Raw genomic sequence first — 22713 nt, 5'->3', positions numbered from 1 at the left:
CTAAAAGTAACTGCTGCCACTAGGATACACCTTGTAAACGGGACGCTATCCAAGCGGTTAATTGCGGGGTGCTGGCATAGAACAATTGGTTTTCCATCTCTGCGATCGCATCCAGTTCTTGATATCGTAAAGATGTATTAAGCTGCCTTTTCGGCGGTGTAGGGACGATTGTTACAATTCCATTTGTACGTAATATAAATGATAATTCTTCGAAAACGTCAAAAACCATTCGCAGCATACGAACTGAACAGCCAGTTTGTCTGCTTAGAATCGGGAGAATCTCTTCTTCAGAAAAAGGCTGCGCTCCGTATTTTAACATAAAGGCATAGATTGTTTTAAATTGTTCTCGTGTTGGAACCTTTATGCGTTCCTGCTTATCCATCTTACCATGAAAAAGAACAATATTCTCTACCAAACTCAAAGCGTCAAAAAGACGATCTAACTGACTAGGTGTCTCTGGAGATTCAATCATAAACAGAGTACGTACCGCTTCATATCCATTTTGTTTTGCCAAATCATTCAGCGGCAAAATGCCGGCATTTCTATCATATACCCAAAGAGAAGTATCATTCAATTTGCTTTTATATGGTGATGAAGGCTGAATGACTGCAGCGATCTGCGATGAATGATATCCAGGCAAAGCTTCTAATATTTTTTGAAAATGAACCATTTCCTTTAGTACGTCACGCGTACCCCGATAATCAAACAGCTGAATATGCGGAATTCTTAGGTCATGCAGCATCAGCTGCGGTTTACGAGATCCGTTCCATTCATTGATGTTCACCTCTGCCAGTACGTCCACAGTTGTGTGATCATTTACCAGCTCTCCAATGATCCCTTTGCCAAAAGCAACAGCTTCGATTATATCGCTTTGTTGACCAAGTGTCAGCTTCAAATGTTTACTATCTTTCCCCATTTTGCGAAAATCGTTCACTTTTAATCCCTCAAACATAAAACGCGGAGAAGGATTGCCCATACCAAAAGGTTCAAGCAGAGCCAGCTCTTCAATGACTTGCAGCGGCACATCTTGAATGAAACAGCATTTATCAACGGTCATTTCAGGAACGAAATGTTCGGGTTCTAACACCTCCGATGCAAATTGCAACAGCCGCTCCTCGAACACGGATAATTGATCTCGGTGCAGACTCATGCCTGCTGCAGAAGTATGCCCTCCATAATGATCGAGCACATCGCTGCACTCAGTTAACGCTTCATATATATCGAATCCAGGGATCGACCTAGCAGATCCTTTGGCATTGCCCGTTTCTGGATCAATGCCCAAAATAATTGTAGGGCGATAATATCGGTCTAATATTTTCGAAGCGACAATACCGACAACTCCAACATTCCAGCCCTCTCCAGCAAGTACGATCACATCTGGAAGTTTTCCGTTTTGCATTTTGGCTTGCAGCTGTGCGTCAGCTTCCCGAACAATATCGTCAACAACATTCTGCCGCTCTTTGTTAAGAGCATCCAGCTCCTCAGCGATCTCCTCTGCCTCAGACTCATTTTGAGTTGTTAACAATGTTACTGCGCGCATCGCATGATCAAGCCTGCCGCTCGCGTTAATACGAGGCGCCATAGCAAAACCAATATTTGTAGAAGTCACATAGGCGACCTCTACTCCGCTTACTTTAAGGAGAGCTCTAATTCCTGGGTAGGACGTTTGTCTCATTTGTTCGATTCCATAACGGACTAAAATGCGGTTTTCGTCTGTCAGAGGCATCAAATCAGCGACCGTTCCGATTGCGACGATCTGCATCCATTCCTTTGGCAACTCGCCTAGAATCGCATGAGCCAGTTTAAATGCAACGCCAACACCTGCTAGTCCTTTAAACGGATATGGACAACCTGGAATTTTGGGATTCACTAGCGTATAGGCCTCTGGCAAAATTTCAGGCGGTTCATGATGATCGGTAACAATGACATCGATACCAAGCTCGTTTGCATGAGCGATCTCTTTTACCGCACTAATACCTGTGTCGACCGTAACGATGAGGCTTACCCCTTGTTTATGGGCGGAATCAATGGCGTGATTGTGAAGACCATATCCTTCTTTTGAACGGTGAGGGATATAGATATCATAAGAAGCATTCAGTTTACGCATCAAATGAACCATCAGCGCTGTACTGGAGACGCCATCGGCATCATAATCACCGTAAATTAAAATTTTCTCCCCCTGCTTAACCGCACTTGTAATTCGAGTCACTGCTTCCTTCATCCCCAGCATCAACATAGGATCGTGCATTTCCTCTGTCGTGGCGTATAAGAATGATTCAGCATCCTTGATGGTTCGAATGCCTCTTGTCACTAAGATGGATGCAAGAAGCCGAGATATGTTTAATTGTTCAGCGAATAATCGCTCAATCTCTTCGTCACCTTCTGCAATATTCCATCGATACTGCGAGTGAAGCAATGGCTGTCACCTTCTTTCAGGCTTATTTCTTAATATTATTGCAGAATCGTCGATGTATCTCGATCTGGAAGTTCATAATTTGATTTATAAGGATATCCTGAATGATAAGGAAGCACCCCGACATGAACATCGCTCACATGAACAAAACGGTTCATGAGCAAGTTTTTCACTCGAGTCGCAATATCGTGCGCCTCAAGCACGGATATTCTTGGATTCACGCTGATTTTGAGGTCAATGGTTACATATTGTCCCTGCTCGGTTATTTTTAAATCGTCTACCGTAATTACACCATGAACTCGTTGAACGGTATCGATATATTGAGTTGTGTCCTCATCATGCGTCTTCTGAACATGCGTATTATACAGCAAACTCTCGATTAAGCGGTAACCATTTCGCACAATGAACAACGAAGCAACTAAAGCAGCAGCTGGATCTAAATAAAATAGAACAGGGAGGTCTAGAATACTCCCAATCATCGCCCCTACAATACCAAACAGCACGAATGAAGAGGTAAATAGAGTATAGCGATGAATTTTAGCATATAACAGCTGTTTTTCTTTTCCCATATTCATGGCTTGATGATATTGATATCGGAATAATACTTCGTTAGCGATGATCGAAACAACTACAGCAATTAAAGCAAATGGTTTCGGAGCAGGCAATTCATCTTGAAGCAAACCACGAATTGCCGATAGTGCGACGTGTAATCCGCTCATCATGATGAGAATAGAAAACAGTACAGCAAAGATCGGCTCAGAATTATGATTTGTATTCACTTTTCTCTTGTTATGTCCGCTCCAAGGCATTCGCTCGGCTATCCCATTAGCCGCATCAGAAGCAGAATATAATGCATCTGCAAGCAGTGCTTTACTGTTTGAGAGATAAGCGATGATCCCCTTGAAAACGGCAAAAGTCATTTTCGAGATGATTTGAGTCCACTCATGCCTATTTGAATAAATGTATCCCTCGTTAGCCATATGTTCCCCCTCAGATCGCATAAGATGCCTAGAAGTAAGAAAGCCGCGTCGCTGTGACGCGGCTTTCTTTCGGAGTTGTCCAACATGACAATTACGATGTTGCTTTAGAACGATTAGCTGATTTCGGTTTTTGTTTACCTTTAAGAGCGAGCCACAATGGACTTGCAATAAAGATAGAGGAATATGCACCGAACATAAGACCAATAACCATCGCAAGCGAGAACATACGAATTGACGAACTACCGAAAATAAGCAAGCAGAGTGCCGCAAACAATACGGTTAATACGGTATTGATGGAACGTGTCATCGTTTGTGATACGCTTTTGTTCACTACATCTGATAAATCACGATGTGTTTTCACTTTGGCAAACCGCATATTTTCACGAATCCGGTCGAATATAACGATCGTATCGTTAATGGAGTAACCGATGATGGTTAATACAGCGATAATAAACGTTAAATTCACTTGCAATTGGAAGATCGAGAATATGCTGATAACCATAAAGGCATCATGCAGCAAAGCCACGATCGATGCGATCGCAAACCGCCATTCAAAGCGAATGGTTACATACAAAATGATGCCAACACTCGCAATGAGCACAGCGTAGATCGCATTCAGCTGTAATTCTCTTGCCATTTCAGGGTCTACTGTGTTGACTTCGAAAGAAGCTTTAGCATCTATTTTTTTATTAAATGCACTCTTTAATTTGTTCTCATCATCATTAGACAACACTTCAGAGAACCGAATATTGAGGCGGTCCGCTCCTGTAGTAATATTCACATCTTTGTTTAAATGCAAATCATTGAGAACAGCAACAACTTGATCCTTGGGAACAGCCTTAGAAATTTTAATGTCAACGTTAGAACCTGATTTGAAATCCACTCCGTAATTTAGTCCTCGAACGGACAAGCTAATGACACCAATTAGAGTGACCACAATCGAGAATATATAAAAATATTTGCTTGCTTTAACAAAATCAAAATCCCACTTAAAGCGCACGAATATCACTCTCCTTTACGCCAAAATATATCGGCTTGTTAATGGCGTTCCCCTTAACAAGAAGGGTTAGCAAGAAACGAGAGAAGAAAATATTCGTAGCTACACTTATGATAATGTTAATGATCAGTACAAGTGCGAAACCTTTTACAGACCCAGTACCCATCATAAACATAACCGCTCCTGCAAGAATAGTTGTAATGTTCGCATCCATAATGGTTCGGAAGGAACTCTTACTTCCTGCCTTTACAGCAGACAGTACACTTTTTCCACTGAGCATCTCTTCTTTAATACGTTCATAAGTAATGATATTGGCATCAACAGCCATCCCGATCCCGAGAATAAAGGCTGCGATCCCCGGCAATGTCAGTGTCACTCCTGCTAATTTGAATATGACAAGGACAAGAAAGCTATACACAACGATCGAGAAGCTTGCAATAAGACCGGGTACGAGGTACATCACAATCATAAACAGCAAAATTAAAGCGGAGCCAATTAATCCCGCCATTAATGTTTGATGAAGTGAAAGCTTACCAAGTGTCGCACCTACGCTTTGTGAATATTTCTCCGTTAATTTCAGCGGAAGAGCACCAAGGTTAATTGTATCTCTCAATTCTTTCGCTTCATCAAGCGTATAATCACCAGAGATTGTCGCCGTTCCATCGGTCAATGGTTGTCTCACGACAGGATCAGAGAGCATTTGATTATCTAAAAAAATGGCTAAATGTTTATTCACTAATCTTGAAGTGACTTCAGCAAATTTTTGTTTATTTTTCAATTTTATATTAATTTCCGGTTGGTTCAATTGATTGTAACCAATTGTTGCACCATTTTCTGCGAAATCACTGCCGAGGAGCTCCACTTTACAGTAGTCTGTTTCGTTCTTACAGCCTTCGCTGCTGCGGAACGTAAGTACGGCTGGATCTTTCATTTTTTTACGCACTTCGTCCGGATTTGTAACACCAGCAATTTTTAGACGAATGCGATTTGTGCCTTCTGTTGTCACTTCTGGTTCACTTGTACCCAGCGCGTTAGCACGTTTTTCGAGACTTTTAGCGGTTTCTTGCAGCGATTCTTTTGTAAGTTTACCATTGGCGTCTAAAGGTGAAGCTTCATACAAAATTTCGAAGCCGCCTTTTAGGTCAAGACCTAAATTAATGCTCTTGATCAAAAGCGGGCTATAATAGCCCATAACACCAGCGGTAACGAGCACGATAATTATGAATGTGATGATTCTTTTGTTCATCCCGTTCTCTGTTCCCCTTTCAATCTCAATATTCCTATTATAGCGATGCCCTAAAAACACGTCAATTTATGACTATTAAAGACAAAAGTAACACAAAAAAGACCCCTTTCACTCGAAAGTGGATCCTCGGTATGCAGAAATTGTCATAAAGTTCATAAAAGTTGTTACTTTTAAGGATAGGATATCATTGACAAGCTTATGCAGTGGAGGAACTCCCTCTTTGGTATATTGGTTGTTCACACATTGCCAAATATCTTGGCCAGTCACTTGCTCATAACCGACTAATCGAAATTCTTCAGCTTTACTATTGCAGAGCAGTTCTACCGTCTTGCTTAAATCGGCATCGTTCAACTCTTGGGTGAATAGTTGCTCTTCCATCTTTACTGCCCCCTTCCTTCCGCATACATATCATTCGACTTCTCGCTCGCAAACTCCTCTTTTTATTACAAACCTTCTTTTGGAAAAAGTAAAGGCATGAGAATGGACAGGTTAGGCATATCCATATATTAATCGTCTTATCTCACTATACTGATTCCAATTTAGGAAGAGGGAATACATTGAACAAGCAATCGTTTATTAAAGGGACCATGATACTTCTCATCGCAGGCATTATTAATCGTATTCTTGGATTTATACCGAGAATCGCTTTGCCGCGCATTATTGGCGCAGAAGGCGTAGGTCTGTATCAGCTTGGTTATCCATTCTTCCTTGTTCTCGTTACGATCATAACAGGAGGGATACCTTTAGCCATCGCCAAGCTGGTAGCAGAGGCAGAAGCCGCCGGCCAAAGAAACCGTTCCAGAGCCATTTTGCGGGTCAGTCTAACTTTCTCGATTTTGTTAAGTATTATTTTCATGTTGCTAAGTTTAATCTTTGCTCCTTGGGTCACTCACCACATCCTGACGGATTCAAGAGTCTATTATACTTTTCTTAGTATGAGCCCGATGATTGTTATTGTGGCGATCTCGTCGGTATATCGCGGATATTTCCAAGGTCTGCAAAATATGATTCCCTCTGCAAGCTCCTCCATCATCGAAACGCTTGTACGGATCCTATGCGTGTTATGGTTCTCTTATCTAATGTTGCCTCTGGGAATTCCTTACGGCGCAGCAGGGGCAATGCTTGGCGTCGTAGCAGGGGAACTGATCGGTTTGGCGGTGATCCTTTGGTATTACAGAGGACATTTAAAAAGAGAAAAAGAATCATTCCCTATTAAACCTTCAATTCCTTTATTACAAATCCGTTCTCCTCATATGCTGCGTACAATTCTCGGAATATCCATTCCAGTTACAGCAAGCAGATTGGTTGGTTCATTGTCGTACTTGCTTGAATCCATTACGACTGCGCAAAGTTTAGCGCTGGCTGGAATCGCTACAGGCATGGCTACAGCCCAGTATGGTGCGCTGCAAGGCATGATCATACCGATTCTCTTGCTGCCTGGAGCGCTGACAACATCGCTTGCCACATCCCTTGTCCCTTCTCTTTCCGAAGCGGCAGCTCGCAAAGACAACAAAACGATTCATAAGCGACTGCACCAATCTATTCGGCTTGCTCTAGTCACAGGCGCTCCATTCGTTGTACTTATGTATGTACTTGCTGAACCGTTGTGTGTGCTTCTATACGACAATACGGAAATCGCTCCAATGCTCAAAATAATGGCACCCTTTGGATTATTCCTCTACATCCAGGCACCACTTCAAGCAACGCTACAAGCGTTAAATAAAGCAGGTAAAGCGCTTCTTAACACTTTTATTGGTGCAGTGATTAAGATCATTCTTATTTTACAGCTTGCTTCCCAGCCTGAATATGGCATTTATGGTGCGATCATCGCGATATGCATTAATATTGTTATTGTCACTCTAATGCACAGCTACAGTGTTGCTCGCCTTGTGAAGTTCCACATTAAACTTATCGATTTATTGAAGGTCTCAACTGGCATGATTATTATGGCCGCCTTTTCCCATTTCTTTTTTTATCATTTCAAAATGGACTTGCCATGGCTTCAATTGACGAGCTCCTTTATTGCTGGCCTAATCATTTACCTAACATTGATGGCTGTTATGAAGCTGATTGATCTGCATGATTTAGAACGTGTTCCGCTTATTGGTCCATGGTTCAAAGCCCGCTAACATCATTCAGGTATAGGTGAGTTTACGGGTGCTTGGAATCAATGTACAACTTACCTTTATGGTCGATGGAGCATAGAAAGACGTCTTTGAAATCTTTTATTCCTTGTGCATGGATTTGGTTCTTAAGCCAAAATCTCGTCTTCTTAATTTGTTGTAAGTTCGCATCCTGCACCTTCCCGTCCATAATAAGCGGCAATGGAAGAGATTCATACTTTATTTTGCTAGAGTCGATTCTCAAATGTTCGGGTTGGGACGATTGATATTCTTGTTGTCGGTTTTGTGGATCTTTTGGAATAATGGTAAGCTGCCCGCTTGTTTCTAAAATGGCAAACTCTACATCTGCGACACTATCTAAATTTTTCGTACGAAGCTGCATCATCAAATCGTCCAAATTATAACGCTGCCTGCGCATTTCACTTCGGTTCAAGCGGCCTCTCGATACTAAAATACTCGGTTTACCCTCAAACAGCAATCTAATTTCTCGGCTCTTCAAGGACATGTAGGCGATCAAGATTTGAACAAGGACTAACGTAAGCATAGGAATAAGCCCGTCATATAAGGGACGCTTCATATCTTCAAGTACGAATACCGCAATCTCTGCAATCATGATGGAAATAACTAGATCGAATATTGAAAGTTTACCGATTTCACGTTTTCCCATCACTCTCATCGTTAAATAAATGACAAAATACATAAGTATTGTACGAAAAATAAGGGTCAAAAAATGCATCATCAACGTCACTTCGGCCTCCTTTTTAGAAATCGAATGTAACATTTAGCAATGCTATTTTGACCCTTACTATTATGCCTCATACAGAGGAAAATCAATTAATTAATGGTAATCTACAAAACGATAATCCCCAATGAAAGCTGAAGAGATGCCAAAAAAGTCTATTATATTAAATATTCCCTTTTTTCAGTCTATATTTTGTACTAACCTGAACGGCTTGACCATACAATGGTTAGTAATTTAAGGGCACTTAGAAGGAGGTTCATCGCATGCAATTCATTCGTCGCCAAAACCCTATTCGTATTTCAAATCCGACTCTCGCAGGGCTATGGTACGCATTTGTCTGGATGATCGTTGGCGCGCTCTGTTTGTCACTCTTGCTATGGCTAAGCAGCTTTGAAGAACAGAAATTATCTGCCTACACCTATGTCATTCACAGCATTTCCTCATTTATAGGCGGTTTCGTATCAGGGAAGCGTTCAGGAAATAAAGGTTGGTTACAAGGCGGTCTTACTGGATTACTTTACGGATTATGTGTTATCCTTATTGGCTTTCTTGCTTTAGACACCTCATTATCATTGTCTAATGTTTTCATGCTTAGTATAGCCTTTTCTCTTGGCGCTTTTGGCGGCATCTTTGGTGTGAATGTTCGGAAATAATTGATATGCTTAAACGAAAGAGAGCCTATTTAAAGTAGGCTCTCTTTCGTTTAAATTCTAAATTATTGTTGCTCTGTGCTGATTGCGTGACTAATAGAATTACGGTCAAACGTTAATTTAGTAACGTCATTCACTTTAAGAACAACCGTATCGTCAGTCAATTCAACGATTGTCCCGTGAAGACCTCCGATCGTTACAATTTTATCCCCTTTTTTAAGGGCATTAAGCATCGCAGTGCGCGTTTTTTGTTTCTTTTGCTGAGGACGAATTAACAAGAAATAAAAAACTGCGAACATCAATACAAATGGCAAGACGATACCAGTCCAGCTGCTGCTGCCTGATGTCGCTGCTGCTAATTGAAACATGCACTATTCCCCCCTTTCAATAATTAAAAACCTTTCTCATTATCATGAAGACCATATTGCTCAAAGAATTCATCGCGGAAATCGAGCAGCCTGTCCTCCATAATTGCTTCACGTACTTTTCTCATGAGCTCAATGAGGAAATGAAGATTATGGTAAGTCGTCAATCTTAATCCGAACGTTTCATCTGCTTTGATTAAATGTCTTATGTAAGCGCGTGAATAGTTCTGGCAAGTGTAGCAGTTGCACTCTGGATCAAGCGGTCCAAAGTCACGTGCAAATTTCGCATTGCGAACAACTAATCGTCCTTGACTCGTCATCGTTGTGCCGTTGCGCGCGATACGAGTTGGGAGCACGCAATCGAACATATCAATTCCGCGGATCGCACCTTCAATGAGAGCATCAGGCGATCCAACCCCCATTAAATAGCGAGGTTTATCAGAAGGCAACAACGGTACTGTATAGTCGAGCACCTCATACATCAAATGTTTAGGCTCGCCCACACTTAATCCACCAATAGCATAACCCGGGAAATCCATGGAAGTCAAATCTCGCGCACTCTGTCTGCGGAGATCTTCGTACATGCCTCCTTGGACGATGGCGAACAACCCTTGGTCATGAGGTCTAGCATGACTTGCAAGACATCGCTCCGCCCAGCGAGTAGTACGTTCAAGCGATTGCTTCACATAACTATGCTCTGCCGGATAAGGAGCACATTCGTCAAATGCCATCATAATATCTGAGCCAAGTGCGTTTTGAATTTCCATGGCTACCTCAGGGGATAGGAACAGTTTGTCTCCGTTCAAATGGGACCGGAAATGAACCCCTTCTTCCGTAATCTTACGCATCTCGCTAAGACTGAACACTTGAAAACCGCCGCTATCCGTCAAAATGGGACGATCCCAGTTCATAAATTGATGCAAACCGCCCGCTTCACCGACAATATCGTGACCTGGACGAAGGAACAAATGATACGTATTGCTCAAAATAATTTGCGCGTTCATTTGTTTCAATTCTTCCGGACTCATCGTCTTCACTGTTGCTTGCGTTCCGACCGGCATAAATGTCGGTGTTTCTATAACTCCGTGAGGCGTATGAATACGTCCAAGCCGCGCCCCGGATTGTTTGCATGTCTTAATATGTTCATATCTAATTGCCGCTGTCATTGTTTAACCATCCTTAACACTTAATAAATAAACATGGCATCCCCGAAGCTGAAGAAGCGATACTCCTTATCGATAGCTTCTTGGTATGCTTTCAATATTGTTTCTCGTCCTGCGAGTGCACTTACAAGCATGACAAGCGTTGACTTAGGCAGATGAAAGTTCGTAATAAGCCCATCTACCATCAAAAATTGATACCCTGGGTAAATGAAAATACTAGTCCACCCGCTGCTTGCTTGGAGAGGACCGCCTTTAAATTTCTGAGCGACGGTCTCTAGTGTACGCGTTGACGTTGTGCCTACAGCGATAACTCTTCCACCGCGTTCCTTTGTCTCATTTAATAATTTCGCGGTCTCTTCATTCAGCGAATAATATTCCTCATGCATGACATGATCCTCGACACGGTCAACCGACATCGGTCTAAATGTGCCAAGACCTACATGAAGAGTAATAAATGCAATGGAGACACCCTTAGCTTTAATTTTCTCTAACAGTTCTGTAGTAAAATGAAGCCCTGCTGTCGGTGCAGCTGCTGATCCTTCGTTCTTCGCATACACCGTTTGATACCGTTCACGATCATCAAGCTTCTCTTTGATATATGGAGGCAAAGGCATTTCGCCAAGCCTGTCTAAGATTTCTTGAAAAATTCCTTTATACGAAAATCGGATAATACGTGCTCCCATTTCGCCTTCTTCTTCAATAACCGCCTTCAGCTCATCACCAAAGACGATAACCGCGCCTTTTTTAAGCTTTTTGCCCGGCTTGACCAAAGCTTCCCAGCGATCTTCGCCCATGTTTTTAAGAAGGAGTACTTCGGCTTTCGCTCCAGTATCCTCTTTTACCCCGAATAGGCGAGCCGGAATAACACGCGTATCATTTAAAACAAGCGTATCTCCGGGATTTAAATAGTCTATGATATCTGCAAATGTATGATGCCCTATCGTTCCATCTGCTTTATTAAGTGTCAACAGTCTAGATGCTGTACGCTCTTTAAGCGGTGTTTGTGCAATTAAATGTTCTGGTAAATGAAAATCATATAAATCTACATTCATTTGTGTCATCCCTTAACTATATCTACATTATTATAGTAGTATTTCAAAATCATTTGGTAATCATACCCTTGATCTGCCAGCCCCTTAGCTCCCCATTGGGATAAGCCTAAGCCGTGTCCGTTACCTTTACCGATGAATACGAAGCCTTGCGAACTGTCAACTGCTCTTGCCGTTTTCTGACCATTCATTACGACAAGAGTGCCTCCATTCCAAGTCGTTTGACCTGAAGCAGATAAAATTACGGTGCCCGCTGGTTGTTTCGAGTTGGATGCCCCCTCTGCACTTCGTATAGTATAGCTCCCTGTCGGCACAATATCAAACAATGTGCTAGGCAAGCTGCCGAACGCTGAACGAAACATATCCGGATACTTAACACCGAGAACTTGGCCATTCGCTTTAATTTCAATCGCTCGACCTGAAGGTCCACGCTGAGTTACTTCTAAACTAGCAATTGAAGAGGGTACTGGTGTAGTCGTTTTGCCTTGTAATGATTTAACTAATTGGTCTGAAGTAAATGGCCCTCTAATCCAAGCATAATCTCCGGATTGTGGAACTTTATTTAATATGATTGCTTGATCGCCTGGATTCAATTTAGCAATTGGATCAACAGTAGACTGAATCAATGGCAATACACGGACATTCGTTCCTGATGAAGTTACTGTCAATTTACGAAGCCCTGCTGCAGTCATGCCTGCATCTACAGTGTTGTCCTCTCGAATATAGCCTGTCTTACCGTTGCTTAGCAGAACATAATACCACATTAAGGTGTTTTGCAACGCTGATTGGTCGGCATCGCTTTGTTTACTGCTGAACACAGATCCACCGTTATTCCATACCTCGCTTGGATCTGCAGTATAGCCGCCGCTGTTCGACGAGAAGATCGTTTCGACTAACTTGCCATCGCTCATCAACACTTCGCCTTTGGTAGCATCCACAGCCTGAATTACACTCGGATGTTCCGCCGCTATCCCGTTATAAGCCTGACTTAGAGTCGTGTCGACGACGTTCGCAATGTCAAATTTCATTCCTTGAAACAAAGCATAACTTCGAGCTGCAACCGCTTGAGCTTTGAGCGCTTCTTGCGGCCATGAACTATAGGCTTCTCCGCCTACAACAGAATACAAATATTGTTCAAATGGCAACTCATTCACGAGTGCCAGCTGACCATTATAGCTGCTAATTTCAAAATCCCCTCGGTATGTACGTCCCGAACGTTCAACGACTTGTATGCCATCATCATTCCCTGTTATGACTAATTTTTGTCCATTACCACTAACCATATAATGTTTAACAGGTTGAGGAGTTGTTAAATCTAAACTAACATCTTGGCGTTCAATCAGTGCAGCTTGAGCCGGATCTACGGTTGTCACATTAAGCCCAGGCACCTGTGCAGTTAAGCTGGTCATTATTCCATTTAGATCATTTGCATTTGAAGCTTCACCCACCCAAACGGCATACTGCAATACTCCTCCAATAGGCTCCACTGCTACGAATGCATCAAATCCAGCACTCGTAATGCTGTTCATAGCTGCACTCGCTTCTGCTTCTGAGTTATAAATCCCTGCTTGCAAATGCAGTCCGCCGCGTACCGCAGGCTGTCCTCCGCCTAAATATGAAGCAACACTTGTCTTAATACGGCTAGCTGCATCTTGTGCCGCTAGTTCCGTCGCATACATCCCAGTGTAGAGCTGATACACCGTCTGTCCTCCTCGAGAAGCGGAGAAGAGAATTGGTTTATCGGCTGTAGCCTTCAATTTGTCTGCTGTTTTCGCTGCAGTCATCCAATCCGTCGTTTCTAACACTTTGACACGATAGCTGTCAACACTAAACCGAGCAGTTTGTCCAGCTGTAAAACTGAGACGAGCCCCGGCTCCCCCTTCACTTCCTAATGCCGCAAACCATTGCCCCGCAGATTTTAACGTAACTGCAGCAGTTGTAGACTTATACTTACTCCCCAAATCTAAAAACATGGCGACACGAATACGATCAAGAGTAGGCACTCCTGAATCGGCATATGCAGGCAGCTGCAAGCAGCCAATAAGCAGTATTACTGCAAGCAGCACCTTTCCCCATCTATATGACCCTACCAAGTGATTTGTACGCTTTTTATCATGTAGGTTTCTTAAGTTCATTACTGTGCTCTCCCCTGCGAAAGTATTGATAGCAACGAGTGACTCCCTAATTCAAACACACCTTCTAATTACGATCAGGCGGCATCGGTATGCCTAAATGCTGATACGCTGCAGGTGTCACCATTCTGCCTCTTGGTGTACGTTGTAAAAAGCCTATTTGCAACAAATAGGGCTCATATACATCTTCAATTGTTTGACTTTCTTCCCCTATTGTCGCTGCAATCGTATCAAGACCAACAGGCCCGCCTCGAAAACTAGTGATCATCGCATGCAGCATTTTGTAGTCAATCTGATCCAGACCTTTCATATCAATTTGCAGCATGCGAAGCGCTTCTTCAGCAATCGAAGTCGTAATGAGTCCATCGCCTCGAACTTGCGCATAATCTCGAACACGCTTAAGCAAGCGATTGGCAATCCGCGGTGTTCCCCGTGAACGAAGTGCAATTTCTGCAGCAGCATCCCCTACAATTTCAATACCGAGAATATCTGCACCGCGGCTGACGATATAACTTAGTTCATCCACAGAGTAATACTCCAATCGGCTAACTACACCAAAACGATCTCGAAGCGGGGCAGACAACAGTCCAGCTCGAGTCGTTGCGCCGATAAGAGTGAACGGAGGCAAATCCAAACGAACTGACCGTGCGCTTGGCCCTTTGCCAATCATGATGTCGAGCGCGAAATCCTCCATTGCCGGGTAGAGCACTTCCTCCACCGTACGATGCAGACGATGAATTTCATCAATAAACAACACGTCGCCTTCCTGCAAATTAGTAAGCAGCGCAGCGAGATCCCCAGGACGTTCAATCGCCGGACCGGATGTCGTCCGCAAATTAACCCCCAGCTCATTTGCGATAATGTTCGCAAGTGTCGTTTTCCCTAGACCCGGCGGGCCGTACAGAAGTACGTGATCCAGCGCTTCATTGCGCATTTTAGCGGCTTCAATGTATATTTTCAAATTTTCTTTTACTTGATTCTGTCCAATATATTCTGCTAAATATCGAGGACGAAGGCTAAGCTCCACTGCCTGATCTTCCATCATTAAATTCGCAGATATAATACGGTCTTCCATCATTTCTGATCACTTCCTTTCATCGCAGGCATGCTGAACCGATCAGCCAACATAAAGTCTCTTGAGCGCCTTCTTCATCAATATATCAACAGTGTCTTCAGCACTTACACTGCCCTTAAGTTCATGCCACACTTTATCAAGTTCCGTCTCTGTATAACCAAGAGCTTTCAGAGCGTCTCTGGCCTCAGTCCATGCCGATCCGCTCTCGACAATGGCAGAAGGTTCTGCGAAGAGCCCTGTTTGATATACAGCCTCTCCAATGCCGTCCAGCTTGTCCTTCAAATCTAAAATCATCCGCTGTGCAGTCTTCTTCCCAATGCCCGGCAGTTTCGTAAGAAATGTAATATTTTCTTGATAGATCGCGTTCACAACCGTTGTAGGAGTGCCGCCGCTTAATATGCCGAGCGCAACACGAGGGCCAATGCCCGAAACGTCAATCAGCTTGCGAAATAGCCTTTGCTCTTCTCTCGTTGGGAATCCAAAGAGCAAAATAGCATCTTCCCTCACATGATGATGGGTATACACTGTAACGATTCCTTCATTTTTAGCAAACACAAAAGGGTTTGGGCAAAATACACGGTAGCCGACCCCATTAACGTCAAGAACAATATATTCAGCTTCATAATGAACCAATTGACCGCGCAAAAAATCAATCATGATTTCAATACCTCATTTAATTTAGAATTTAGTGTATAGGAGTGCGCATGACAAATCGCAACTGCAAGCGCATCGGCCACATCATCCGGCTTAGGAATTTTCTGCAGGCGAAGATACATTTTCACCATCTCCTGAACCTGACGCTTCTCAGCCTTGCCATAGCCTACAATGGCTTGCTTTACTTGCATTGGAGTATACTCTGCAACTTGCAGTCCTTTTTGTACCGCTGCAAGCACAAGTACACCTCTCGCTTGAGAGACGCTCATCGCTGTTGTTACGTTACGATTAAAAAATAACTTTTCAAATGCGACTGCATCTGGTTTATATTGATCAATGAGCTGAGTGATGCCCTCATAAACATAAAGAAGCCGTTCTTCCTCTGGAGTATGAGCCTCTGTCTGAATACACCCGTACTGTACTGGCGTTAACTTACTCCCGTGTTTATCAATAAACCCAAAGCCAACAATGGCGATCCCCGGGTCAATTCCTAAAATACGCAAAAAAATCTCTCCCCTACATAACAAAGCGAACATATGTATTCACTTCATTATAACAAACTTTACAGGGAGAGAGTTAAGAACTTTATATATTTCATTGTCCGTTAGGTGACTTATCATTGATTGGTCTTCATTTTCTTCTGATCAGCAGTTTGAAAAACAAGTTTTAGCATGGGCGGTGTCACAAGCGTTGTAAGTATGACGACAATGACAATTGAAGTGAAATATTGTTCTGCGAGCAGTCCCGATGTAAGTCCTGTAGATGCGATTATTAGCGCAACTTCACCTCTGGATACCATGCCAGAACCTATTCCAAGAGAAGAACGCGTATTAAATCCAGTAAATCGAGCACCCAGTCCAGAGCCAAGCAACTTCGTAACAATCGCGACGATCGCAACGATGACGATGAACCCAATTTGAGAACCAACGCCATCAAATGTAACTCCAAGTCCAATACTTACAAAGAAAATTGGAACAAAAATAGCGTAAGCGATCGGTTCTAACATTGCGCTCTCTGCATGTTAGTTTTAAGAACGCTTTATGTAGATTAGGATCGCTAAGAGGCATAGCTCACAAAATTCTTTTCCAATTCCATTTTTTGAGAGCAGTGGTTTTTTTTGAGTTTTTTTGAGCATATCTTCACCTCTCTGTTATATAAAGAGAACCAATAGTAGAATATAACAACTATAATAGGAACAAATGTTCTTATTATAGTATACTTTTTTGATTGAATAAACAATTGAGGAAATAATGAGAAATTTGGATATTATAAAAATTAACTATTTTGGAATATGCTAAATTTTTTTGTGTTATAATTACTGTTCAGGCACTGTAAATGCTTTTAAGGAGGGCTAAAACATGTATGACGATAACAACAAACCCTTTTCGCACTTAGCCGATCCTCAAGGATCGAAGGCAAATTTCGATGTAAATCAAAAAAAGTTACATTCTGAAGGTCCCTCTGGTTTATGGAGAGACATCACCAATTTACTAATTATGGTTGGAGTTATTGCTGTAATTATTGTGGTATTTAAGTTACTCAAATAAAAAAGAAGGCTGTCGAAATTTCGACAGCCTTGGTTCTATGGATAGAAAATTAATTTGGATTTCCTGGATAAAAGGTGAAGCCAGGGAGGGAACGAGCTGTTGTTTCATAAATAAGTTTGCTATTAATTCGTAAAACCCCAACCCCTGAAACAGTGGCTGCTCCAAGAATGGCCCCCTCTGTAGCATATTTACCAATAATTGTTCCTGCTTCTGGAGAGCCTTCACACAAGAATCTATCTCCACACTTGCATTTATAGAGACCTACATCTCCATCCCAGTAGATACGATTGTAATTTTCATCGCATAAAAACGCAAAACCTTGAGCATATATCCGATGGTTACCGGCATAATAAGTACATACTGCTTCTGGCATACTAAAACAACTCCCTTTGTGTAGTAATATCAAGATTCAAAAATGCAGCCTCATTTGAATCCTGTACTATATAAAGAGATACTTCATTTCAAAAAAACAACCCTTATTATCCAAATCTTAATAGCTGGGAATATACATGTGCGTTATATTTATTGATAGTAGGGGAGCTACAACTATTGGAGCTTAAATTTAATCCGATTAATAGTGAAATTAGTATTTTAAGCTACGAGAGGAAAACCCTGAATAAAACCCTTAAACACTGGGTTGAATTTATTTCCTAAACAAATACAATGATAACTGCAGATAAAAACTTAAAAACCAACACTGGTCCTTTGCGACCCCTAAAACTTATACAATTCATCACAAAAAAGAAGACCGCTCAATTTGAGCGGTCTTCTCCGTTTAGGAGATCCGAGAACCAACTTTCCTTGACATGGAGCCTCTGAAGAAGATGATCTGCCAGTCATGTCGCCATCCCCCTTGGCCTCCTGCTCCATATCAAGGACTAAGCTTAATTGCTCTCGATCCCGTCGCTGACGGAGTTTGCGCAAATAACCGTGTGTTGACGGAAGCACCACGGGAGAGGTATATTTGAGTTGTTAATTTATATCCTTAAAAAGAGCCGAGCGGCATAATCTTTCACCGAAACAAAAAGAACCCCACCGACCAATAGGGTTCTTTTTGCGTTATATGGGCTAAACCATCTCTTCAACTTCGTGCTTAAAGCGTGTTTGAGAAATAGCAATCCCCGCAGCAAATGAGCCAATAATGCCTGCTACACCCATATATTCAGCAAAATAAACAAAGAGAAAACATATTATAAGTGCGGCACTAATCACTGCTTCCGTTACCTGTAATGGTGAGAGCCACTTCATAATCCGAGGTACTAAGAGCCAACCAGCAAGCCAAATGATGGCAAAAAAGAGTACTTTTTTCCCGATGACGAGTCCAATGGAAGCATCAGTCCCTGCACCTAAAAAACTCATCATGACAGCAAGAAGTACGACGACAACGATGTCATCAATGACGGCTGCGCCTAAAATCGTTGTACCTTCGCGGATGCTCAGTTGATTCATTTCCTTTAGCGTCTGAACGGAAATACTGACAGATGTCGCGCATAATAGTAAGCCGAAAAATATCGATTGATTAAATGACAGCCCAAATGCTAAAGCCGCCCCATAACCGCCTATGAAAGGCAATATGATGCCTCCTAAGGCTACTGCTAATGAAGATTTCCAATTTTGCCGAAGCTGCTCTACATCCGTTTCCAATCCGGTAATAAACATGAGGAGAAATACGCCAATTTGTGAAAGCTGTGACAACAGATGATCACTAGTAATCCACCCCAGTACAGCCGGTCCGAGTATAATTCCTACAAGAGCTTTCCAAGTACCGCCGGCTGACCAACGCGAACTGCTAAATCACCTGCAATTTTAGTCCCCGCTAGAATAAGCAATAGTTGCAGAACAAATTCCATAATTATTTTTCTCTCCTCTCTTCGCCCATCTCCTTACTGTAATATAAAAAAAAGAGACGTATGCGCGTCTCATTCTACCTTTAATACGTAACCTTAGTATCCTGGTTTCATTACCTTTTCTGATACTTCAACCGCATAGTCGCTGAATGTTGAAAGTACACTATTATATTCATCTATGTCTTGAATACGAATCCCTTGCTCAAGCTGATCTAGCACACCTTCAGGAAGTGATGTTTCCATTGAACCTACGTCAAGTTGAAAAAACGTGCGCATCACCTTTTCTTTTTGCGGCGGCCCTTCAAATAACGTCAAGTTCCCATTTTTATCAATACTGAAATAAGCTTGTTTTTTGCAATTGTCCGACAAGTCATTGATTTGATGAACGAACCATACTTCTCCTTGCTCATCCAATTTACCGCTCCAATCCGAATGATCACGAGACATTTTTAAAATCTCATCGGCTTTAAACTTTCCTAATGTTACGGTTTCTTCACCGCATACATAAATGGTTTTGAGGTGAACCGTTCGGGATTGCTTGGATGACTTAAGCAACTGAGTCAAATGATTCGGCATGGTTTGGCTTGAAACTTCACTCGTATCTGGATTTGATAATACTTCTAATGCGATGGGCTCAGTTGAAGTCATTAAGCTTTGTATTTTATCTGATAAGGGCAGACCCATCCATGCAAGCAGTGCAATCATTCCACATGCGGCGAATGTCCATAGTGAACGTCTCCAACGTTTGAAACGTTTTTTGAGCTGTTTCTTCAACCTGAACATTTTCACGTAAAATCCCCTTCTATCCTTCTTTTTTCTTATTTTGGACGAGGGTGTATGAATTTATACAAAAAAAGTCATGAGTGATGAAGATCACTCATGACTTTTAACTAAATCGGGACGACACGATTTGAACATGCGACCCCCTGGTCCCAAACCAGGTGCTCTACCAAGCTGAGCTACGTCCCGATGAAATGGTTTTGTAATTATAAAAATAAAATGCCGGTGAAGGGACTCGAACCCCCACGGTTTCCCTCACGATTTTGAGTCGCGCGCGTCTGCCAATTCCGCCACACCGGCATAATAAAAGTATGTGATTATCGCACATGCCATTAAAGTAATAATGGCGTGCCCTGAGAGATTCGAACTCCCGACCTTTTGATTCGTAGTCAAACGCTCTATCCAGCTGAGCTAAGGGCACATATGATGGAGCGGACGACGGGAATCGAACCCGCGACCCTCGCCTTGGCAAGGCGATGCTCTACCGCTGAGCCACGTCCGCAAATATGGTGCGCGTGGAGGGACTTGAACCCCCACGTCAAAGACGCTAGATCCTAAGTCTAGTGCGTCTGCCAATTCCGCCACACGCGCACGATATTTTAATTTGAAAATGGTGAGCCATGAAGGACTCGAACCTTCGACACCCTGATTAAAAGTCAGGTGCTCTACCAACTGAGCTAATGGCTCTTACAAGAAATGGCGGAACCGACGGGATTCGAACCCGCGATCTCCTGCGTGACAGGCAGGCATGTTAGGCCTCTACACCACGGTTCCACATGTTTGGTTGCGGGGGCAGGATTTGAACCTGCGGCCTTCGGGTTATGAGCCCGACGAGCTACCGAGCTGCTCCACCCCGCGTTAGTAATCTTATGGTGGAGACTGAGGGGATCGAACCCCCGACCCTCTGCTTGTAAGGCAGATGCTCTCCCAGCTGAGCTAAGTCTCCTTATGTATAATGGTGACCCGTAGGGGATTCGAACCCCTGTTACCTCCGTGAAAGGGAGGTGTCTTAACCCCTTGACCAACGGGCCATAATACGTATCCTGGCTGGCGGAGAGAGAGGGATTCGAACCCTCGAGACGCTTTTGACGCCTACACGATTTCCAATCGTGCTCCTTCGGCCAACTCGGACACCTCTCCGTGAAATGGCTCCCCGAACAGGACTCGAACCTGTGACAACTCGATTAACAGTCGAGTGCTCTACCAACTGAGCTATCAGGGAACATCGCTTGGCAACGTCCTACTCTCCCAGGACCCTTCGGTCCAAGTACCATCGGCGCTGGAGGGCTTAACGGTCGTGTTCGGTATGGGTACGCGTGGAACCCCTCCGCCATTGTCACCAAACAGGATTTTTGCGCTGCTATTCTGCCACGCTTTCGCTTCAGCATACTATCCGCCCTTATAAAAGGCATGCAGCTTAAAATCATATCTTCAGGTTTCAATCCCTGAAAACTAGTACCGAAATGTGAATTTGCGTTTCATTCTATTAGGATAAGCCCTCGACCGATTAGTATTGGTCAGCTCCATGCATTGCTGCACTTCCACCTCCAACCTATCAACCTCGTCGTCTTCAAGGGGTCTTACATACTGGGAAATCTCATCTTGAGGTGGGCTTCACGCTTAGATGCTTTCAGCGCTTATCCCTTCCGCACTTAGCTACCCAGCTGTGCTCCTGGCGGAACAACTGGTACACCAGCGGTGCGTCCATCCCGGTCCTCTCGTACTAAGGACAGCTCCTCTCAAATTTCCTACGCCCACGACAGATAGGGACCGAACTGTCTCACGACGTTCTGAACCCAGCTCGCGTACCGCTTTAATGGGCGAACAGCCCAACCCTTGGGACCTACTTCAGCCCCAGGATGCGATGAGCCGACATCGAGGTGCCAAACCTCCCCGTCGATGTGGACTCTTGGGGGAGATAAGCCTGTTATCCCCAGGGTAGCTTTTATCCGTTGAGCGATGGCCCTTCCATGCGGTACCACCGGATCACTAAGCCCGACTTTCGTCCCTGCTCGACTTGTGGGTCTCGCAGTCAAGCTCCCTTTTGCCTTTGCACTCTTCGAATGATTTCCAACCATTCTGAGGGAACCTTTGGGCGCCTCCGTTACTCTTTAGGAGGCGACCGCCCCAGTCAAACTGCCCACCTGACACTGTCCCCGAACCGGTTCACGGTCCTAGGTTAGAACTCCGATACGATCAGGGTGGTATCCCAACGTCGCCTCCACACAAGCTGGCGCTCATGCTTCCTAGGCTCCCACCTATCCTGTACAGATCGTACCAAAGTCCAATATCAAGCTGCAGTAAAGCTCCATGGGGTCTTTCCGTCTTGTCGCGGGTAACCTGCATCTTCACAGGTATTAAAATTTCACCGGATCTCTCGTTGAGACAGCGCCCAAGTCGTTACGCCATTCGTGCGGGTCAGAATTTACCTGACAAGGAATTTCGCTACCTTAGGACCGTTATAGTTACGGCCGCCGTTTACTGGGGCTTCGGTTCATAGCTTCGCCTTGCGGCTAACCACTCCCCTTAACCTTCCAGCACCGGGCAGGCGTCAGCCCGTATACTTCGCCTTGCGGCTTCGCACAGACCTGTGTTTTTGCTAAACAGTCGCTTGGGCCTTTTCACTGCGGCCCCCTCGGGCTATTCACCCTACCGAGGCACCCCTTCTCCCGAAGTTACGGGGTCATTTTGCCGAGTTCCTTAACGAGAGTTCTTCCGCGCGCCTTAGAATTCTCTTCTCGCCTACCTGTGTCGGTTTGCGGTACGGGCACCTTCTCCTCACTAGAGGCTTTTCTCGGCAGTGTGAGATCATGACCTTCGGTACTCTAATTTTCCCTCCCCATCACAGCCTAGCCTTATCGATGTGCGGATTTGCCTACACATCAGCCTCACTGCTTAGACGGACATCCATCAGTCCGCGTCACTACCCTGCTGCGTCACCCCATCGCTA

General features: G+C 43.6%; 18 protein-coding genes, 12 tRNA genes, 2 rRNA genes and 2 pseudogenes. 3 read left to right on the top strand and 31 right to left on the bottom strand.

Translation table 11 applies throughout. The annotated features are described in order from the left end of the window. Positions 1 to 19: 19 nt before the first annotated feature. The 5 genes from recJ to J2Z20_RS00150 all read right to left on the bottom strand — a co-directional run bounded on the left by recJ (position 20) and on the right by J2Z20_RS00150 (position 6014). The gene (recJ, locus tag J2Z20_RS00170; protein WP_209844193.1) at positions 20 to 2416 is read right to left on the bottom strand and encodes a single-stranded-DNA-specific exonuclease RecJ; all 2397 of its coding nucleotides are present in this window, start codon (positions 2414 to 2416) and stop codon (positions 20 to 22) included. Between the two features lie 35 nt (positions 2417 to 2451). Continuing rightward, entirely contained in the window at positions 2452 to 3393 is a 942-nt protein-coding gene (locus tag J2Z20_RS00165; protein ID WP_209844191.1) for a cation diffusion facilitator family transporter, read from the bottom strand. A gap of 91 nt (positions 3394 to 3484) precedes the next feature. Further along, a complete protein-coding gene (secF, locus tag J2Z20_RS00160) occupies positions 3485 to 4393 on the bottom strand; it encodes a protein translocase subunit SecF (protein ID WP_209844189.1) in 909 nt (302 codons plus the stop codon). After that, the gene (secD, locus tag J2Z20_RS00155) at positions 4383 to 5636 is read right to left on the bottom strand and encodes a protein translocase subunit SecD (RefSeq protein WP_209844187.1); all 1254 of its coding nucleotides are present in this window, start codon (positions 5634 to 5636) and stop codon (positions 4383 to 4385) included. The genes secF and secD overlap by 11 nt, the downstream gene beginning before the upstream one ends. Before the next feature lie 108 nt (positions 5637 to 5744). Beyond that, positions 5745 to 6014, bottom strand: a complete 270-nt coding sequence (locus J2Z20_RS00150; protein ID WP_209844185.1) for a post-transcriptional regulator — start codon at positions 6012 to 6014, stop codon at positions 5745 to 5747. A gap of 179 nt (positions 6015 to 6193) precedes the next feature. On the opposite strand from J2Z20_RS00150, the gene spoVB reads away from it, so the two are divergent. Continuing rightward, positions 6194 to 7765 carry a stage V sporulation protein B gene (gene spoVB / locus J2Z20_RS00145; RefSeq protein WP_209844183.1) on the top strand — a complete coding sequence of 524 codons (1572 nt, stop codon included), beginning with the start codon at positions 6194 to 6196 and terminating at the stop codon, positions 7763 to 7765. A gap of 22 nt (positions 7766 to 7787) precedes the next feature. Here spoVB and J2Z20_RS00140 read toward each other — a convergent pair whose 3' ends face one another. Beyond that, entirely contained in the window at positions 7788 to 8495 is a 708-nt protein-coding gene (locus J2Z20_RS00140; protein WP_209847104.1) for a DUF421 domain-containing protein, read from the bottom strand. A 269-nt stretch (positions 8496 to 8764) separates the two neighbouring features. Here J2Z20_RS00140 and J2Z20_RS00135 point away from each other — a divergent pair, with 269 nt between their 5' ends. Beyond that, entirely contained in the window at positions 8765 to 9154 is a 390-nt protein-coding gene (locus J2Z20_RS00135) for a TIGR04086 family membrane protein (RefSeq protein WP_209844181.1), read from the top strand. 62 nt (positions 9155 to 9216) lie between these two features. Here the strand turns inward: J2Z20_RS00135 and yajC are convergent, their stop codons facing one another. From yajC to J2Z20_RS00095, 8 genes and pseudogenes are all read right to left on the bottom strand, one after another. Further along, positions 9217 to 9519, bottom strand: a complete 303-nt coding sequence (gene yajC, locus J2Z20_RS00130) for a preprotein translocase subunit YajC (protein ID WP_209844180.1) — start codon at positions 9517 to 9519, stop codon at positions 9217 to 9219. A 23-nt stretch (positions 9520 to 9542) separates the two neighbouring features. After that, entirely contained in the window at positions 9543 to 10682 is a 1140-nt protein-coding gene (gene tgt, locus J2Z20_RS00125) for a tRNA guanosine(34) transglycosylase Tgt (protein WP_209844178.1), read from the bottom strand. A 20-nt stretch (positions 10683 to 10702) separates the two neighbouring features. After that, a complete protein-coding gene (gene queA, locus J2Z20_RS00120; RefSeq protein WP_209844176.1) occupies positions 10703 to 11731 on the bottom strand; it encodes a tRNA preQ1(34) S-adenosylmethionine ribosyltransferase-isomerase QueA in 1029 nt (342 codons plus the stop codon). A gap of 5 nt (positions 11732 to 11736) precedes the next feature. Continuing rightward, positions 11737 to 13863 (bottom strand): SpoIID/LytB domain-containing protein, encoded by a 2127-nt coding sequence (locus tag J2Z20_RS00115; protein ID WP_209844174.1) that lies wholly within the window; start codon positions 13861 to 13863, stop codon positions 11737 to 11739. 64 nt (positions 13864 to 13927) lie between these two features. After that, positions 13928 to 14935 (bottom strand): Holliday junction branch migration DNA helicase RuvB, encoded by a 1008-nt coding sequence (gene ruvB, locus J2Z20_RS00110; RefSeq protein WP_209847101.1) that lies wholly within the window; start codon positions 14933 to 14935, stop codon positions 13928 to 13930. Positions 14936 to 14977: 42 nt separating this feature from the next. After that, positions 14978 to 15592: a Holliday junction branch migration protein RuvA gene (gene ruvA / locus J2Z20_RS00105; RefSeq protein WP_209844172.1), complete on the bottom strand. Its 615-nt coding sequence runs from the start codon at positions 15590 to 15592 to the stop codon at positions 14978 to 14980. Beyond that, positions 15589 to 16092 carry a crossover junction endodeoxyribonuclease RuvC gene (ruvC, locus tag J2Z20_RS00100; protein WP_209844170.1) on the bottom strand — a complete coding sequence of 168 codons (504 nt, stop codon included), beginning with the start codon at positions 16090 to 16092 and terminating at the stop codon, positions 15589 to 15591. The genes ruvA and ruvC overlap by 4 nt, the downstream gene beginning before the upstream one ends. Before the next feature lie 113 nt (positions 16093 to 16205). Then, positions 16206 to 16592: pseudogene (locus J2Z20_RS00095) on the bottom strand (cation:proton antiporter); the annotation flags it as partial. A gap of 355 nt (positions 16593 to 16947) precedes the next feature. Between J2Z20_RS00095 and J2Z20_RS00090 the strand changes: the two are divergent. Beyond that, positions 16948 to 17136: a hypothetical protein gene (locus J2Z20_RS00090; RefSeq protein WP_209844166.1), complete on the top strand. Its 189-nt coding sequence runs from the start codon at positions 16948 to 16950 to the stop codon at positions 17134 to 17136. 49 nt (positions 17137 to 17185) lie between these two features. Here the strand turns inward: J2Z20_RS00090 and J2Z20_RS00085 are convergent, their stop codons facing one another. The 17 genes and pseudogenes from J2Z20_RS00085 to J2Z20_RS00005 all read right to left on the bottom strand — a co-directional run. Continuing rightward, a complete protein-coding gene (locus tag J2Z20_RS00085; RefSeq protein ID WP_209844164.1) occupies positions 17186 to 17509 on the bottom strand; it encodes a hypothetical protein in 324 nt (107 codons plus the stop codon). 698 nt (positions 17510 to 18207) lie between these two features. Beyond that, positions 18208 to 18986: pseudogene (locus J2Z20_RS00080) on the bottom strand (cation:proton antiporter); the annotation flags it as partial. A 93-nt stretch (positions 18987 to 19079) separates the two neighbouring features. Continuing rightward, the gene (locus tag J2Z20_RS00075) at positions 19080 to 19766 is read right to left on the bottom strand and encodes a BofC C-terminal domain-containing protein (RefSeq protein ID WP_209847099.1); all 687 of its coding nucleotides are present in this window, start codon (positions 19764 to 19766) and stop codon (positions 19080 to 19082) included. A 112-nt stretch (positions 19767 to 19878) separates the two neighbouring features. Further along, positions 19879 to 19952: transfer RNA gene (locus J2Z20_RS00070), tRNA-Pro, on the bottom strand. 31 nt (positions 19953 to 19983) lie between these two features. Beyond that, positions 19984 to 20063 (bottom strand) — tRNA-Leu (locus J2Z20_RS00065). 44 nt (positions 20064 to 20107) lie between these two features. Further along, positions 20108 to 20184 (bottom strand) — tRNA-Arg (locus tag J2Z20_RS00060). A gap of 6 nt (positions 20185 to 20190) precedes the next feature. Continuing rightward, a tRNA-Gly gene (locus J2Z20_RS00055) sits at positions 20191 to 20265 on the bottom strand. Positions 20266 to 20270: 5 nt separating this feature from the next. Continuing rightward, a tRNA-Leu gene (locus J2Z20_RS00050) sits at positions 20271 to 20354 on the bottom strand. A gap of 20 nt (positions 20355 to 20374) precedes the next feature. Then, positions 20375 to 20450: transfer RNA gene (locus tag J2Z20_RS00045), tRNA-Lys, on the bottom strand. Positions 20451 to 20460: 10 nt separating this feature from the next. Beyond that, a tRNA-Asp gene (locus J2Z20_RS00040) sits at positions 20461 to 20537 on the bottom strand. Positions 20538 to 20544: 7 nt separating this feature from the next. Continuing rightward, positions 20545 to 20621: transfer RNA gene (locus tag J2Z20_RS00035), tRNA-Met, on the bottom strand. Between the two features lie 12 nt (positions 20622 to 20633). Beyond that, positions 20634 to 20709, bottom strand: a tRNA-Val gene (locus J2Z20_RS00030). Positions 20710 to 20719: 10 nt separating this feature from the next. Then, a tRNA-Glu gene (locus J2Z20_RS00025) sits at positions 20720 to 20794 on the bottom strand. Between the two features lie 17 nt (positions 20795 to 20811). Continuing rightward, a tRNA-Ser gene (locus J2Z20_RS00020) sits at positions 20812 to 20903 on the bottom strand. Between the two features lie 6 nt (positions 20904 to 20909). Continuing rightward, positions 20910 to 20985 (bottom strand) — tRNA-Asn (locus J2Z20_RS00015). A 5-nt stretch (positions 20986 to 20990) separates the two neighbouring features. Further along, a 5S ribosomal RNA gene (gene rrf / locus J2Z20_RS00010) occupies positions 20991 to 21107 on the bottom strand. Positions 21108 to 21250: 143 nt separating this feature from the next. Further along, a 23S ribosomal RNA gene (locus J2Z20_RS00005) occupies positions 21251 to 22713 on the bottom strand; the annotation flags it as partial.

It is taken from the genome of Paenibacillus sediminis (genome assembly GCF_017873765.1).
GTDB classification, from domain to species: Bacteria; Bacillota; Bacilli; order Paenibacillales; family Paenibacillaceae; genus Paenibacillus_AG; species Paenibacillus_AG sediminis.
This window is presented reverse-complemented; position numbering and strand designations above follow the sequence as displayed.